The sequence below is a fragment of the Vibrio sp. La 4.2.2 genome, from assembly GCF_027586995.1.
GTDB lineage: Bacteria > Pseudomonadota > Gammaproteobacteria > Enterobacterales > Vibrionaceae > Vibrio > Vibrio mediterranei.
On sequence record NZ_JAPPTJ010000005.1, the window covers coordinates 483,141 to 497,379 of the forward strand.

Sequence of the window (14,239 nt, forward strand, 5' to 3'; positions counted from 1 at the left end):
TTAGCTGCCGTAGCGCTTGAGCCACTCTTGCTCAAGGGCGCTCTGCCAGCTTGGGTGAGGTTCGGCGACAGACTTAAATTGTTGAGTTTTCGCTGCACTGCCAGTGAGATATTGCTTGCTGAGTACCGAAGGGTCACCCCAAATTGCGATATCACCTTTTCGCGATTGTGCTTCTGGACTCAGTAGGAAGTTAATAGCGACTAGAGCCCCTGCTTTAGCATTAGCATTCCAAGGGATTGCAAGAAAATGAATGTTGGACAATGCACCACTATCCATTGCATACACGGTAGTGGTATCGCTAAGGTTACCATTCGCTTGAGCAGAGTAGACAGCGTTTGGATTGAAAGTAATAGCTAGATCAAGCTGACCATCGTCTAGTAATTGGATTGTTTCAGCGGTTCCGGCAGGGAATTGCTTACCAGCCCGCCATGCAACCTTATGAAACTCATCCAGATAATCCCAAAGCGGCTTGGTGACGCCTTGAAAGTCAGCTTCTGAAACGGGTTTTGCTAACGCAGGATCGTTATCTGTAAGCTCAATTAACAGAGACTTCAAGAAGCTAGTACCATGAAACTCTGGCGGTTTTGGGTAGCTTAACTTATTCGGAAACGCTTTAGCGTAGTTGAGCATCTCCATATAAGACGTCGGTGGGTTATTGAGAGTTTGTGTATCGTGAATAAACACGAGTTGACCCACTCCCCAAGGTGCTTCAAGCCCTTCCGTTGGTTCTGAGAAGTCGCTGTCAACGGGAAGCGATTTATCGACGTATTGCCAGTTCGGAAGGTTGGATACAAAAGGTCCATAAAGTAGGGCGTTGTCCTTCATGGATTTGAAGTTCTCACCATTAATCCACACCATATCGACACTGCCACCGTCATTTTTTCCTGCTGCTTTTTCAGCGAGTAAACGAGAGCCAGTTTCGGCGATGTCGGTGACTTTTACGTGATTAAAGTTAACGCCATATTGGTCTTTTAGTTCTTTACCTGCCCATTGGAGGTAACGGTTAATTTCTTGGCTACCTCCCCATGCGTGGAAGTATACTGTTTGTCCATTGGCTTGTTCTAATACCGAATTCCATTGAGTCGTGTCGAGTGTTTCGCTAGAGACGTCGAGTGTTTCGCTAGAGACAACGGTTGACCAAGAAGAGACCGTCATTGCGAGAGTGGAAAGCACTGCAGATTTGAACATCTTATTATTCATTATGTTATCCATTTTATACTGTTTGTGGCGAACCTTGCCCTGTTGTTAACAATTGATACTAAAGGTTGAGACACGATAATCAATAGTCTTGAGGCTATCTATTGAGGTCGTCCAAAAAATATCGGTTCAAAGCACTAGACCGCTAGACAAGATATTAAATTTCAAGATGTTGATATTTAATTTGTCAGTAATAGAAGTGGGTAAATCAATAGAAATAGAAAAGGAAGGGAGATTCACATCCGTGTGACAATATTATCGGAAAATACGAGTGATCGTGCTTAGTTAACAAGACCGTTTCGAACCAATCCTCGTCTTACACTAGAACACAACTTTCCAAACCTTCTGAGTTCTTCAAAGTTGGGTGTAATTCCACGTGATAATGCCGATTCCCAGTAGCTTACTTCGGTCTCTACTAATTCCATTAACTTTTTAGGACAGCCGATACAAGAATTATCAGGACCACAAACAAACGTATCCTCGGAGTAAAGAGGTAATTGTTTCTTAACGTCGGAAATGAGTTGCAGAGTAGCATCAGTAAGACTAGGTTTGGAGGTCATTGGCAAAGTACTTGTGGTTTAACTGGGGAGAATAATAAGCCAGTCACTCACGCGATAGAATGCCACTTTATAGGTAGATAAAACGCCTGTACGACAATGTCTCATTTTTGAGTAATTGATTAATAACACCATTCTATCGGGCAAGATTAAGCATATTCTGTTTAAGTTTTGGCTATAGTTTCTGAACAATAATCAAAAGACAGTCAGCATTGGTGATACATATTTTAATGTTCTGGGCTGTGTACAGTAGTGACATGTTGGCTAGCTTTCACGTGTTACGACTATAGAAAAGCGGGGATGGTATGGATAAAAATTCCGCTCAAATGGACAACTCTATTCGTCGGCTATTCGATATAACGCCGATACCAACAGCGATTAGCTTACCAACAGGTAAGTTGGAATATACTAATGCTGCTTTGCGTAAACTGCTCGGCTATTCGGAAGCCGAGTTAATGTCTGACAGTGTTGTTATTACTCACCCGGACGACCTTGCGCTAAATAAGCGGATAAGGGCGCAACTTCTTGAAAACCCAACTGACTCCGTTCAAACCCATAAACGGTATATTCACAAAGACGGCCATTCAATATTAGCTCTACTCAATATGTCTGCTGAATGTGATGATGAAGGAAATATTACCCGTTTAGTTTCGCAAATAATTGATTTGTCTGGGCCAAGACAATCTCAAGCCGCTGAATTATTACTTGACCAACTAGTGCGTAAATCACATGACGCGATTTATGTCGTCGATATGGAATTTGGTCAGATCTTGAACTGCAACGAACTTGGTTATCAACGTCTAGGCTACACCAAAGAGGAGCTGTTACGTCTAACTGTGCCAGATATCAACCCTTTGTTTAATAGAGAAATAACTTGGAAAGACCACGTTGAAAAAATGAAACAAGCTCAAAATCGTTTCGTCGAAGCAACGCACAAACGTAAAGATGGAGTTGAGATCCCTATCGAGGCTAACATCAGTATGGTGGAGTTTAATGGTGAGAACTATTTTTTGGCTATCGTCCGTGATATTTCTGAACGAAAGGCTAGAGAGCAACTCGTCATAGAAAAGCAGAACCTTGATCCTTTGACGAGTCTTCCCAACCGCCGCCTTCTAGACGTGAAACTTCAAGAAATGATCTGCCATTGCTGGAATCGTTCAGAGAAAATCGCGTTTATGTTTCTAGATATCGACAATTTTAAGGTGATCAACGATACCTATGGTCACGTGATAGGAGACGAAATATTGGTAGCGCTTGCCGAGAGATTGCAGGATTTCACTAGACAAACGGACGTGGTATCAAGATTAGGTGGAGATGAGTTCTTGGTCGTATTACCTGGACTTAATAGTCGAGAACATGTTCTAAGTATCGCTAATCATCTATTGCAAGTCTCATCTCACCCCATCGATGTTCATAATGGTGATAAGGTAACGCCAGAGCTCAGTATAGGTACCACACTGTGTTTAAGTGGACATATTGACATTCAGCAAGCAATACATATCGCTGATACTGCAATGTATGAAGCTAAGAAAACTCAAGGTTCCTCTAGCTACTTTATTGATTATAAAAAGAAAAGCCTAATGTAAATTTGCTGAGTTAAGGCCGTTAGCGACTGAAACACCATTCTGTCTCCCTAAACGCGTTTATTTAGGACCACTCTCAAACTCGTCCCACATCCCAGAGTGTCATACTTTGATGGTCAAATTCATTATTACAAATCTGTATAAGTTAATATGAATTTAGCTGGATTATCATAATAAATCGTTCCAATACAATGTCGCCATTCTGTTTGATGTCAGGCGTTGGGTTTGCGCAAACAATTGGTTTTAGAGCGCAATCTAGATTGGTTGTACAGTTATTGGAGCATACGATGTCAAAAGTCGTGGTAGTAGGCGGCGGTGCAGCCGGCCTTGAATTAGTTACTCGTTTAGGAAGAAGTTTTGGCCGTGTAGGTCAACACGAGGTCGTACTGGTGGAGTCCGCTAGTCACCATTATTGGAAGCCGCGTTTACATGAAATTGCTTCTGGTACTTTTGATTCGGAGCTTGATGCGGTGAGCTATTTACAACATAGCTATTGCAATCAATATCAATACGTTCAGGCATCGATGAAATCGCTAAATCGAGGTCAAAAGACCATTGAGATTCAAGATCAACAAGGTATGGTCTCTGAGTTGGCTTACGATTATTTGGTGATCGCCGTTGGTGCGGTGAGTAATGATTTCAAAACAGAAGGTGTTAGTGAACACTGCTTATTTTTAGACTCCGCTTTGCAAGCACAACAAGCATGGGATCAGATAAATCCATTGTTACGTACGCAAGGTGAGCAAAGAATCTCGATCGTCGGTGCTGGAGCAACCGGTGTGGAACTGGCGGCCGAATTGGCAAAAGTCAGTCAGAAACTGACACGTTATCGCCATGACATGAATCTCACCATTACTCTGATTGAAGCGTCAAGTCGAGTCTTGCCTGCTGGCCCAGGATGCATGTCAGAGAAAGTGCGTAAGGCCTTGGTAAGAAATGGTGTCGAAGTGAAAACGGAGACCCGCATTAAACGTGCCGACGCGGGTAAATTGGTGACTGATAGCGGTGAGGTTATTAACGCTAACTTGCAGCTATGGGCGGCTGGTATCAAGTGTGCACCATGGCTGGCAACGCTTGATGGTCTAGAAACCAACGCGCTAAATCAATTAAAAGTAGACGCTAATCTAGTCACCACTCTTGATGATGCCATTTTCGTGATTGGCGATAGCGCGGAATGTCCTCAGCCCAACGGCAGTTTTGTCCCGCCTCGCGCACAGGCAGCTAATCAAGCTGCAGGACATTTAGCGAATCAGATCAAACGACTGCTGAAAGGCAAAACCATTAAGCCGTTTATTTTCAAAGACGGTGGGATGGTTATCGCGGTGGGCCACAACTACGCGGTGGGTACTTTGATGAACAATAAACTGATTTTACGTGGGCGATTAGTTCGCAATCTCTACGATACTATTTTCAGACTTCACCAGCGTATCTTATTTGGGTGGGGTCGAGTCACGGCATTGGTGGTTCTGAAGCGACTAAAAAGTGCTTTGAATCCATTTTATAGAAACAACATCTCTTAATTGTTACTAGCACCAAGGTTCAAAGATGAGAAGGCCAATGAGCCTTCTCGTTACTCGTTTCATCGTTTATGGATATCACCATCATGTGGGCAAAACTGCGTCTTTCTCTACCACTGCAATTGTTGTTTGCTGCGTTTCTCGCTTGGAGTATAGCGACCTTTCTACCGTTACCTAATAACCTGACTCAGACGAGTTGGTATCAGCTGATTATGTTAGGTAAAGTCACCTATATTGGCTTGTTAAAAATGGTTGTAGGTATCGTGGTTATGCTGTCGCTACTACAAGGCATTACGAGTATAGGCTCGACGGTCAAACTGAAGAGCATCGGACGCCACACACTACTGTTTTATACTTCCACAACACTTCTAGCGGTCAGCTTAGGTCTTGGTGCTTCGCTATTGTTACCAGCATGGCAACCGCTCATTAGTCATGTGCCTTTAGAAAGTCATGTCCAACTCATTGACACAGAGTCCACAACGGGGGGCGCCATTGTGGAAAAGCTACTGAATATGGCGTTGGTGAACCCTGTAGCAGCTTTAGCTCAAGGGAATCTGCTAGCAATTGTAACATTCTCATTTTTACTAGGTATTGCATTGCTGGTTTCGTTGCCAGAGAAACACAGTATCTTTGAGTCCTTGTCTGGACTGAACAAAGCCGTCAATACGGTAGTCAGTGGTATCATTAAATTGGCACCAATCGCTGTATTTTCCATCGTGTTTGAGTTTACCACCAACGGCAACAGTGGCTTGTTTCATCAACTGATCTTATTTGCTTTACTCGTGTTCTTATTGACGGTGTTCCACGGTGCAGTTGTTCTGCCAGCAATCGCCAAGTTGGTGACGGGAATCAGTTATAGAACTCTGTTTAAAGCGATCTATGCACCGATGGCGATGGCATTTGCGACGTCATCCAGTTCGGCTACGTTACCACTCTCGATGCAAGTAGCAGAACAAGAGCTTAAAGTATCACAAAGCACGAGCAGTATGGTGTTACCGTTAGGCGCAGTTATGAATATGGATGGAACGGCTTTATTTGAGGGCGTTGCGGCAATCTTCTTAGCACAATTGTTCGGTGTTGATTTAACCACCACGGGCTTGGTGATGATCTTTATTATGGCGATGATTTCATCAATTGGGGCACCCGGTATGCCTTCTGGTTCTATGTCTGGGATGCAGATGGTTTTATTGGCGGCGGGAATCCCGCTCGAAGCAATAGCCATTCTGCTCATTATAGAACGTCCCCTTGATACTTTCAGAACGGCAGTAAATGTAGAGGGTGATTTGATTGCATCACTGGTCGTGGAAAAGTGGCATCAAGCAGATGATGTTAAGGGGGTACGTTCACCTGAAGCGATGTAAAGAAGGGGGGACCGAGCATACTTAATAACATCGGTGCATGACCCAACAGGGCAAACGGCGGCGATTAGATAGGTTTCAGATGGCGCATTGTTACAAAGTATGTACTCAATAATCATAAACTCGATGTTTGAACTTTGATAGAGATGTTTTTGTGTTGCTTTTTACCGTATTACTGACATACCAAAATAAGTAGGTGGCTATAAAACAATATAGTAAACGTGAGGTGAGTAAAGGAGAGAGTTGCGTAAAGTAGGCGATAATTGTAGCGAGCAATACCCCGAAGAGTGATTTCGAGATGCCGTAATAAATCTTACAAAAATTCTGAGCTAACTTGCGAATATTATTCTAGTTTGTGGGTAGGGGGAAAGAAATCTTTCTGCTCCGTGTTGATGCCGATGTTTCAAATGACGAGTTGTAGTCAAGATTCCCTAAATCGGTGGTTCAACGGAGTGCTCACAGAATAAGGAGTCCGTGAGATGAATAAAACTATGTCACTGCTGTTTGCGTCTTTAGCCTTGAGTTCATCGGTGTCTGTCGCGGCGTTGGTGACACCAAACCCACCCACTCTTAATGCCAAAGGCTACGTGCTCATGGACTATCAGTCTGGAGCTATACTCGTGGGAGGCAACCAAGATGCCGCTTTAGCACCTGCTAGTTTAACAAAATTGATGACTGCCTATGTAGTTGGCAAAGAAATCGAAAATGGCCGTACTTCTTGGGATAGTAAAGTAGCGGTCAGTGAGAACGCGTGGTCAGTTAAATTTCCAGATTCTTCCAAAATGTTCATTAAGCCGGGTGACAACGTCACGGTCGCAGACTTGTTGCGTGGTTTGATTGTTCAATCAGGAAATGATGCCGCGGTCGCACTTGCTGAACATGTAGCCGGAACGGAAAGTGGTTTCGTTGCCTTGATGAATCAGTGGGCAGTGAACTTGGGTATGAACAATACTCAGTTCATTAATGCACATGGCTTAGACGGGCAAGGTATTCACACTACGCCAAACGATATGGCAATATTGATGAGAAAGATCATCGAAGATGTGCCAGAGGTTTATGAAATATACTCAGAAAAACGCTTTGTTTGGGCGGATATTAAGCAATACAACCGCAATCGACTGCTATGGGATAACTCTCTTAATGTCGACGGTGGAAAAACTGGATATACCTCAGATGCAGGGTACAGCCTAGTCAGTTCAGCGACACAAGGACAGATGCGTCTGATTTCCGTAGTCATGGGGACACCAAGTACTCAAACTCGCGTGGAAGCATCAAGACAACTTCTCAATTACGGTTTCCGTTTTTATGAAACAGACCAACTTGCCGTAGCGGACGAAAGTGAAGCGACGATTAGAGTTTGGAAAGGGAAAAACGCCAATATTGACGTGGGGTTTGATCATGATGTTTATGCGACTTACCTTCGCGGTAACAGCCGTGGAGTGACAAAGGAAACCGAAATCTACGCACCGTTGGTTGCTCCCGTGAAACAAGGAGATATCATTGGTAATGTCACTTGGAGTGTTGGTAATGATGAAATTGCCTCAGAGCCTCTGATTGCCATGTCTAATGTAGAGCAAGGCTCTATTTTTAAACGAGCATGGGACTCAGTTGTTCTTTGGTTTAAGTCGTTGTTCTCTGATACAAAAGGACTTTGGGAGAGTTAATTCTTTGGGATTAGTTTGAACACAAGTGCCGGTACTTACTCTTTGAATAGGTAGGTACCGGAATGAAATAGGTAGGCAAATAGGTCATTGCTGCCTAAAAAGGGGTTTCCTCAACTTCGGCAAATCCTGGAATCACATACGGAGCTTTCATGTAAGTACACCCCATCCATTTGCTCCCGACCTTTTGGCCTCCAATAACCGTCGCTCCAGCTATCATTGGTGGTAGCAACCCGTTAGGTAGAAGTGATTCTGCTCCAATATACTGTGGCATTGGGTCAGGCGCCATTGTCATCCCTGTATGCATTTGAGCTGGCACAATAACTTTTAGCATCAGTTTTCCCATAGAAGCTCCTAGAATCGTTACTTGATAAGTCATAATGACAATAATGTCACTATGGCGTCTTGTTTAGGATAAGAGAGAAAACACGACTTTTCCTGTCAACTGAGAGAAATGTGAAGTAAACGGGAACAATAAGTTGAAGCCGTGCAATGCACTAGTTGTTACATTGCACGGCTATTTTATTGCTGAGCGTCTAAATTAAGAATGGTGATCGCGTTGGCGACGCTAGTCGCTAGTATGTCTACCGCTCCTGTACGCAAAGCTCCAACAATTGACAGTGGTTTACTGCTTTCTGCAGCAATAGCGATTACCTGTGGGATTTTTTGGTAGTCAGCGATGGTTAGTCCGATTACACGGTTACTCATTTTGGTATCTTGGACGTTGCCTTTAATATCGTAAAAATCATAACCGCCGACTTCACCGACTACACCTTGCTGGATTCGTGCTTCGACCATTTCCTGAACTGAAAACCAGCCTAGGTTCACCATATAGCTACTTTCATTCAAGTCACCAATTCCGACTAATGCCACATCGGCTTTTTTTGCGATGTCCATTGTTTGCTGAACGGTTTCGTCTTCAAGCAAGGCTCTACGAAGATCGGGGTTGCGAACATAAGCAGGAGCGTACAAGGTTTCACTAACGCCACCAAAAGTTTTTGCAAAGCGCCGCGAGATATGGTCCGCATTGAGCATGCCACCACGGGGATGAATACCTCCAATACTAGAAACGAATGTACATTTTTTCGGATTAACGACGCCGATATGCTCAGATACAGACGAGACGTTACGTCCTTGACCGATTGAGACAATCATGCCGTCCTTTAACGTTGAGGAAAGGTAGGTAGAAACGACACCGGCTAATAGTGCGCGTTGCTCATCTTCGGTCGGTTGATCTAGTGCTATTAAAGCTCGCTTTAAACCAAAGCGTTCTTTGAGCTGCTCCTCGAGCTTAGCGCCAAAAACAGGATGGTACTTGACTTTGATTTCGACAATGCCTTGATCTCTAGCACGTTTGAGTAAGCGTCCTATTTTGACACGTGACAGACCAAAACGTTTTGATATTTCTTCTTGTGTTGCACCATCTTGATAATAGGCTACGGCAATCTCAGTCAGAAGGTTAGTTTCTTCTGTTTGTTCTATGTTGGTTAAGTCCATTCTGTTCCTTTAAAGGCGTATCACTGCAAGCAATAGATTGCTAAGCAATAAGCTTAAGTAGTTCTTTATTGGTTTTATTTAGGTCGTGATTAGACTTTATCATTCTAATCGTTCTGTTGTGACCTTGTATAAGTAAGGTTTCAGTTGTGAGGTACGACCCATGTTTTTGAACACCATCAAGGAGGTCACCTTTGGTAATACCCGTTGCGCAGAACACAATGTTATCGGTTTTCACCATGTCGTTGAGCGATAAGATAACATTTTCACTTACCCCCATCTCCTGACAGCGTTGGCGCTCTGATTTGGCATGTTTGATATTGGCTAAGGTTTCGCCTTTGACTACATCACGCGTTAATAATCGAGCCTGCATGTCTCCATCTAATGCACGTATTACCGCTGCTGTTACAACACCTTCAGGTGCTCCACCAATACAGTACATCATATCAACATCACTTTCTGGCATGCATGTGAGTAGGGAAGCGGCGACATCCCCATCTGGGAAAGCATAGACTCTGACACCCATCGATTGCATAGTGTGAATGATGGCATCGTGTCTCGGTTTTGCGAGCGTTGCGACAACAATATCTTGTACTGGTTTATTGAGTTTCTTAGCGACAGCGAGAATGTTCTCTTCAATAGGGAGTGTTAAATCTAACGCACCTTTCGCCTCTGGGCCGACAACTAATTTTTCCATATACATGTCGGGAGCTTGAAGCAATGTACCTTTTTCAGCGGCAGCTAACACCGCGAGGGCATTCGATTGTCCCATAGCCGTCATTCGTGTGCCTTCAATAGGGTCTACAGCAATGTCAATAGCAGCTCCGCCTTTTCCTAACTGTTCACCAATATACAGCATGGGAGCATCGTCGATTTCTCCTTCCCCAATGACAATAGTCGCGTCGACATGTGACTCGTTAAGTTGATGTCGCATTGCAGCTACCGCTGCGTCGTCTGCTTTGTTCTTATCTCCACGCCCAAGCCATTTGTATCCAGCTAGTGCTGCTGATTCAGTTACTTGAGAAAGCGTTAAACCTAATTCGTTATGCATTTTGGCAAGTCCTTTTGTTATAGGTGTTGTTCATATGTTCAGTCAATATAACATCTGAACAATGCATTTAGAATGTTCGCGTTCTCATTTCTTTGTTTGTGTGAACAAACTATCAAACTGGGTGTTTTACAGTTATAGAGTAGAGCTTATGCTCTACTAAGCAAGTGGTGATAATTTTGCTAATTGATTTTAAGTTATTGAATAATTTAAAGATAAATTCTCTTCAAGATCTAAGGTATGTTCTGTTTTATAAAAGCTACAGGCATTTATTAAATTGGAATTTAGGCTAGGTTGATCACGATAATGTTAATAAATTGTATTGTTTTGGTGACTGATATCTCATTTGAAAGATGTTCATCTGTAACTTTTAGGAATAAAAGTTCAATATCATTTGCAATCTCGATGGACAAATGAACATAAGGATAGCGACATGATTGCAATTGGATGTGATGACGCAGCAGTAGATTTGAAGGAGTGCTTGAAAGCTCATTTAGCTGCGAAAGGTATTGAGTATGTCGACTACGGAATCGACCCAGAGAACGCATCACTATATCCGGATATTGCCAAAGAAGTCAGCTTAGCAGTGAGTGCTGGAAAGCATGAACGCGGCATCATTCTTTGTGGTACCGGAATCGGTGTATCTATTGTGGCAAATAAAGTACCAGGTATTAGAGCTGCACTTTGCCACGATACGTTTTCTGCTGAGCGAGCTCGTAAGAGCAACGACGCGCAAATTATCACAATGGGTTCTCGCGTGATCGGTTCTGAGCTCGCAAAAGCGATATTAGATACATGGTTAGATTCAGAGTTTTCTGACGGACCCTCGACCCCTAAGGTAAATAGAATTAAGGAGATAGAGAAAGAATTTATCGGATAACCCTCCCTCAATGTTTAATGGAATAACGTGGAAACTAAAATGAAAAAAACAACACTTACTTTTACTGCACTCGCTGTGTCTGCTGTTCTTTCTTCAGCGGCATTTGCCAAAGACCTAAAAGTGGCGACTAGCGCGCAGGTAGGTTCACTTCAATACAACACGACACAATATTTTACTGAAGTGGCAAACGAAGAATTCAAAAAACAAGGTATTGACTACAACCTTAAGTTCTTTGGTGCAGCTCAATTAGGTAAAGATAAAGATGTGCAGCAGAAGTTGAAGCTTGGCACAGTAGACTTGGCTCTACTCACTTCAACACTACCAACGCATGTATCAGAAATGGCGTTGTTTGAACTACCATTTTTAGTCTCAGATCGTGACCATGTCGCTAAGATCGAGGAGCAAGTATTCTGGCCATATATCGCGCCGGCTGCTGAAAAGAAAGGTTATAAAGTCATCGGTTTTTGGGAAAACGGCTTTAGAAACATCACTAATGCGCAGCGCCCGGTTAACACACCAGAAGATCTTGATGGTTTGAAAATTCGCACACCAAACAGTTCATGGCGCGTGAAGATGTTCAAAAACTGGGGGGCTAACCCAACGCCTATGAGCTTCAGTGAGGTATTCATTGGTCTACAAACTGGTGTTATCGATGGGCAAGAAAACCCGTATACCAACATCTATGCAGCGAAATTACATGAAGTGCAAGGCTACTTGAGTGTGACAAACCACGTGTACACACCAGCATACCTAACTGCAGGTGCACGCCACTATGGGAAATTCCCTGATGAAGTTCGAGCAGTGCTTGAAGACTCTGCTAAGCAAGCACAGCAGTGGGGTTATCAAGAAGCCGCGAAGCTAGAAGGCGAACTGAAAGATAAGCTGGTTGCTGGCGGTATGAAGCTTAACGTAGCGAACCGTCAAGCCTTCGTAGATGCAAGCCAACCTATCTACGACGATTTTGTGAAAAACGTAAACAACGGCGAAGTCATGCTAAATAAAGCAATGGCAACAGCTAACTAAGAAGTTCCTTGGCTGCACCTTGGGTGCAGCCACTCATGTGTTTTTCGCGAGGGTTTATGATGTCTTTTCTAGCTGTGTTAAATAGAGTTTCTAGCGTTCTAGAAAAAGTGTTGATCGCTATTTCAATGACGATCTTACTCGCACTCAGCACCATTATCATTGTTGCGGTTTTTTCACGCTTTAGTGGTGCTTCTCTTTATTGGTACGACGAAGTCTCCGCTATTTTGTTGGCTTGGTTGACCTTCTATGGTTCAGCGCTTTGTGCAATCAAACGATCTCATATGGGCTTTGGCGGTTTAGTGGCGAGCATGACGTTGCCATTACGTAAAGCGCTGTTCTTATTTAGTGAACTGGTGGTGATTGGATTCTTTGCAGTGATTGCTTGGGCCAGTTACTACATTTTGGAGATTTTTGGAGAAGAGACATTAACGAGTCTCGACTTTATTACACTTTCCTTTGCTCAATCCGCGTTACCTATTGGAGCGGTGCTGTTTATCGTGGCACAAATCTGCTCATTGCCAAAAGCATGGAACTTACTCTGTGATGGTTCAACGCAAGAAGACGAAGAAATAAAAGAAGCAATTCGTGATGCCAAAAAGGATATGTCAGAAGCAATGGAGGCTGTGAAATGAGTGCGTTAGTCGTTTTGTTTTGTTTGATCGCTTTAGTAATGATTAATGTACCAATTGGTGTTGCTATCGGAGCGGTTGCTATTGTTGGGATGGTCGCGACGTCAGGCATTGACGCAATTTACAACGCTGCGCTGGCAATGTTTGAGGGTGGCTCTAAATTCACGCTACTGTCTATTCCATTATTTGTCTTCGCTGGTGCACTAATGAACACCGGTGGTATTTCTCTTCGATTGATCAATTTCGTTAACGCTATTGTAGGCTTCGTTCGCGGCGGCCTATCTATGGTAAATGTTGGTGTCTCGATGATTTTTGCTGAGATTTCTGGCTCGGCAGTGGCCGACGTTGCCGCGCTAGGTTCTATCTTGATTCCAGCGATGAAAAAACGTGGTTATTCAGGAAGCTTCTCTGCGGCGGTCACATCGTCTTCAGCTTCTTTAGCGGTGATCATTCCACCATCGTTACCAATGATTATTTACGGTGCGATGGCAGATGTGTCGATTTCACAGCTGTTTGTGGCAGGCATCGTGTCGGGTCTCCTAGGCGCAGCTGGCATGTTTGGAGTGTGTTACTACTACGCGGTCAAATACAACTTGCCAAGAGAAGAGTCGTTTAGCCTTCGTAAGCTTTGGGTAGCATTTAAAGATGCATTTTGGGCGCTAACGCTGCCGTTCGCTATTCTTGGTGGCATCCTTTCAGGCTTTATGACCGCGACCGAAGCAGCGGGCATCGCGGTGTTACTAGCGTTAGTAATCAGTATCTTTATCTACCGTGAGATGGATCTAAAGCTGTTCTATAAAGCGATGATGGAAGGGGTGACAGGTACATCAGTAGTTATGCTTCTTGTCGCAACCTCGGCAGTACTAGGTCTGTTCCTAACCGAGCAAGAAGTACCACAACAAATGGCAGCTGGCATCTTAAGTATCTCTGAAAACAAGTACGTTGTTCTCATGATGCTTAACGTGATGCTTTTAATTGTTGGTGTATTCCTGCACGGCGCTGCGGCCATCATTCTAACTGTACCTATCGTACTCCCACTGATTCATGAATTAGGTATCGACCCAATCCACTTCGGAATTATGCTGGCATTGAACATCTCTATCGGTCAGCAAACGCCGCCCGTGGCAAGTGTACTTATCACGGCCTGCTCTATTGCGAAACGAGACATTTGGCAGGTAACAAAAGTCAACGCACTGTTCATTGGAGTACTGTTCTTTGTACTGCTACTGGCAACGTATGTACCCGCGCTCTCTGTAGGTTTTGTGGACTTCATTTATAAATAACTTTCAAGG

The 14,239-nt window shown here is 43.7% G+C and carries 13 protein-coding genes; 8 read left to right on the forward strand and 5 right to left on the reverse strand.

Going from position 1 to position 14,239, the window contains the following annotated elements; genetic code table 11:
• The gene (locus OH456_RS14190) at positions 1-1,200 is read right to left on the reverse strand and encodes an ABC transporter substrate-binding protein (RefSeq protein ID WP_270033697.1); all 1,200 of its coding nucleotides are present in this window, start codon (positions 1,198-1,200) and stop codon (positions 1-3) included.
• A 278-nt stretch (positions 1,201-1,478) separates the two neighbouring features.
• Entirely contained in the window at positions 1,479-1,757 is a 279-nt protein-coding gene (locus OH456_RS14195) for a hypothetical protein (protein ID WP_006073815.1), read from the reverse strand.
• Between the two features lie 302 nt (positions 1,758-2,059).
• Here OH456_RS14195 and OH456_RS14200 point away from each other — a divergent pair, with 302 nt between their 5' ends.
• The 4 genes from OH456_RS14200 to OH456_RS14215 all read left to right on the forward strand — a co-directional run bounded on the left by OH456_RS14200 (position 2,060) and on the right by OH456_RS14215 (position 7,876).
• Positions 2,060-3,340 (forward strand): sensor domain-containing protein, encoded by a 1,281-nt coding sequence (locus tag OH456_RS14200; RefSeq protein ID WP_006073814.1) that lies wholly within the window; start codon positions 2,060-2,062, stop codon positions 3,338-3,340.
• A gap of 284 nt (positions 3,341-3,624) precedes the next feature.
• A complete protein-coding gene (locus tag OH456_RS14205; protein WP_198557983.1) occupies positions 3,625-4,857 on the forward strand; it encodes an NAD(P)/FAD-dependent oxidoreductase in 1,233 nt (410 codons plus the stop codon).
• Positions 4,858-4,940: 83 nt separating this feature from the next.
• On the forward strand, positions 4,941-6,215 hold the full coding sequence (locus tag OH456_RS14210; RefSeq protein WP_270033698.1) for a dicarboxylate/amino acid:cation symporter: 1,275 nt from the start codon (positions 4,941-4,943) through the stop codon (positions 6,213-6,215).
• Between the two features lie 476 nt (positions 6,216-6,691).
• Positions 6,692-7,876 (forward strand): D-alanyl-D-alanine carboxypeptidase family protein, encoded by a 1,185-nt coding sequence (locus OH456_RS14215; RefSeq protein ID WP_006073810.1) that lies wholly within the window; start codon positions 6,692-6,694, stop codon positions 7,874-7,876.
• Positions 7,877-7,970: 94 nt separating this feature from the next.
• Here OH456_RS14215 and OH456_RS14220 read toward each other — a convergent pair whose 3' ends face one another.
• The 3 genes from OH456_RS14220 to glpX all read right to left on the reverse strand — a co-directional run bounded on the left by OH456_RS14220 (position 7,971) and on the right by glpX (position 10,418).
• On the reverse strand, positions 7,971-8,219 hold the full coding sequence (locus tag OH456_RS14220; RefSeq protein ID WP_270033699.1) for a hypothetical protein: 249 nt from the start codon (positions 8,217-8,219) through the stop codon (positions 7,971-7,973).
• 176 nt (positions 8,220-8,395) lie between these two features.
• Positions 8,396-9,370, reverse strand: coding sequence for a sugar-binding transcriptional regulator (locus OH456_RS14225; protein WP_006073807.1), 975 nt, complete (start codon positions 9,368-9,370; stop codon positions 8,396-8,398).
• A gap of 40 nt (positions 9,371-9,410) precedes the next feature.
• Entirely contained in the window at positions 9,411-10,418 is a 1,008-nt protein-coding gene (glpX, locus tag OH456_RS14230) for a class II fructose-bisphosphatase (protein ID WP_270033700.1), read from the reverse strand.
• Between the two features lie 430 nt (positions 10,419-10,848).
• Between glpX and rpiB the strand changes: the two genes are divergently transcribed.
• Genes rpiB through OH456_RS14250 form a run of 4 tightly spaced genes read left to right on the forward strand, consistent with a single transcriptional unit; the run spans position 10,849 to position 14,230 of the window.
• On the forward strand, positions 10,849-11,295 hold the full coding sequence (gene rpiB / locus OH456_RS14235; RefSeq protein ID WP_006073804.1) for a ribose 5-phosphate isomerase B: 447 nt from the start codon (positions 10,849-10,851) through the stop codon (positions 11,293-11,295).
• Positions 11,296-11,334: 39 nt separating this feature from the next.
• A complete protein-coding gene (locus OH456_RS14240; RefSeq protein ID WP_006073802.1) occupies positions 11,335-12,318 on the forward strand; it encodes a TRAP transporter substrate-binding protein in 984 nt (327 codons plus the stop codon).
• A 56-nt stretch (positions 12,319-12,374) separates the two neighbouring features.
• Positions 12,375-12,950 carry a TRAP transporter small permease gene (locus OH456_RS14245; RefSeq protein WP_231892927.1) on the forward strand — a complete coding sequence of 192 codons (576 nt, stop codon included), beginning with the start codon at positions 12,375-12,377 and terminating at the stop codon, positions 12,948-12,950.
• Positions 12,947-14,230, forward strand: coding sequence for a TRAP transporter large permease (locus tag OH456_RS14250; protein WP_006073799.1), 1,284 nt, complete (start codon positions 12,947-12,949; stop codon positions 14,228-14,230). Before OH456_RS14245 ends, OH456_RS14250 begins: the two co-directional genes overlap by 4 nt.
• Positions 14,231-14,239: the final 9 nt, after the last annotated feature.

Excerpts from the sequence above, each read along its gene's own strand:
- OH456_RS14190 (WP_270033697.1), bottom strand. The coding sequence starts at position 1,200 with ATGAATAATAAGATGTTCAAATCTGCAGTGCTTTCCACTCTCGCAATG.
- OH456_RS14195 (WP_006073815.1), bottom strand. The coding sequence starts at position 1,757 with ATGACCTCCAAACCTAGTCTTACTGATGCTACTCTGCAACTCATTTCC.
- OH456_RS14200 (WP_006073814.1), top strand. The coding sequence starts at position 2,060 with ATGGATAAAAATTCCGCTCAAATGGACAACTCTATTCGTCGGCTATTC.
- OH456_RS14205 (WP_198557983.1), top strand. The coding sequence starts at position 3,625 with ATGTCAAAAGTCGTGGTAGTAGGCGGCGGTGCAGCCGGCCTTGAATTA.
- OH456_RS14210 (WP_270033698.1), top strand. The coding sequence starts at position 4,941 with ATGTGGGCAAAACTGCGTCTTTCTCTACCACTGCAATTGTTGTTTGCT.
- OH456_RS14215 (WP_006073810.1), top strand. The coding sequence starts at position 6,692 with ATGAATAAAACTATGTCACTGCTGTTTGCGTCTTTAGCCTTGAGTTCA.
- OH456_RS14220 (WP_270033699.1), bottom strand. The coding sequence starts at position 8,219 with ATGGGAAAACTGATGCTAAAAGTTATTGTGCCAGCTCAAATGCATACA.
- OH456_RS14225 (WP_006073807.1), bottom strand. The coding sequence starts at position 9,370 with ATGGACTTAACCAACATAGAACAAACAGAAGAAACTAACCTTCTGACT.
- glpX (WP_270033700.1), bottom strand. The coding sequence starts at position 10,418 with ATGCATAACGAATTAGGTTTAACGCTTTCTCAAGTAACTGAATCAGCA.
- rpiB (WP_006073804.1), top strand. The coding sequence starts at position 10,849 with ATGATTGCAATTGGATGTGATGACGCAGCAGTAGATTTGAAGGAGTGC.
- OH456_RS14240 (WP_006073802.1), top strand. The coding sequence starts at position 11,335 with ATGAAAAAAACAACACTTACTTTTACTGCACTCGCTGTGTCTGCTGTT.
- OH456_RS14245 (WP_231892927.1), top strand. The coding sequence starts at position 12,375 with ATGATGTCTTTTCTAGCTGTGTTAAATAGAGTTTCTAGCGTTCTAGAA.
- OH456_RS14250 (WP_006073799.1), top strand. The coding sequence starts at position 12,947 with ATGAGTGCGTTAGTCGTTTTGTTTTGTTTGATCGCTTTAGTAATGATT.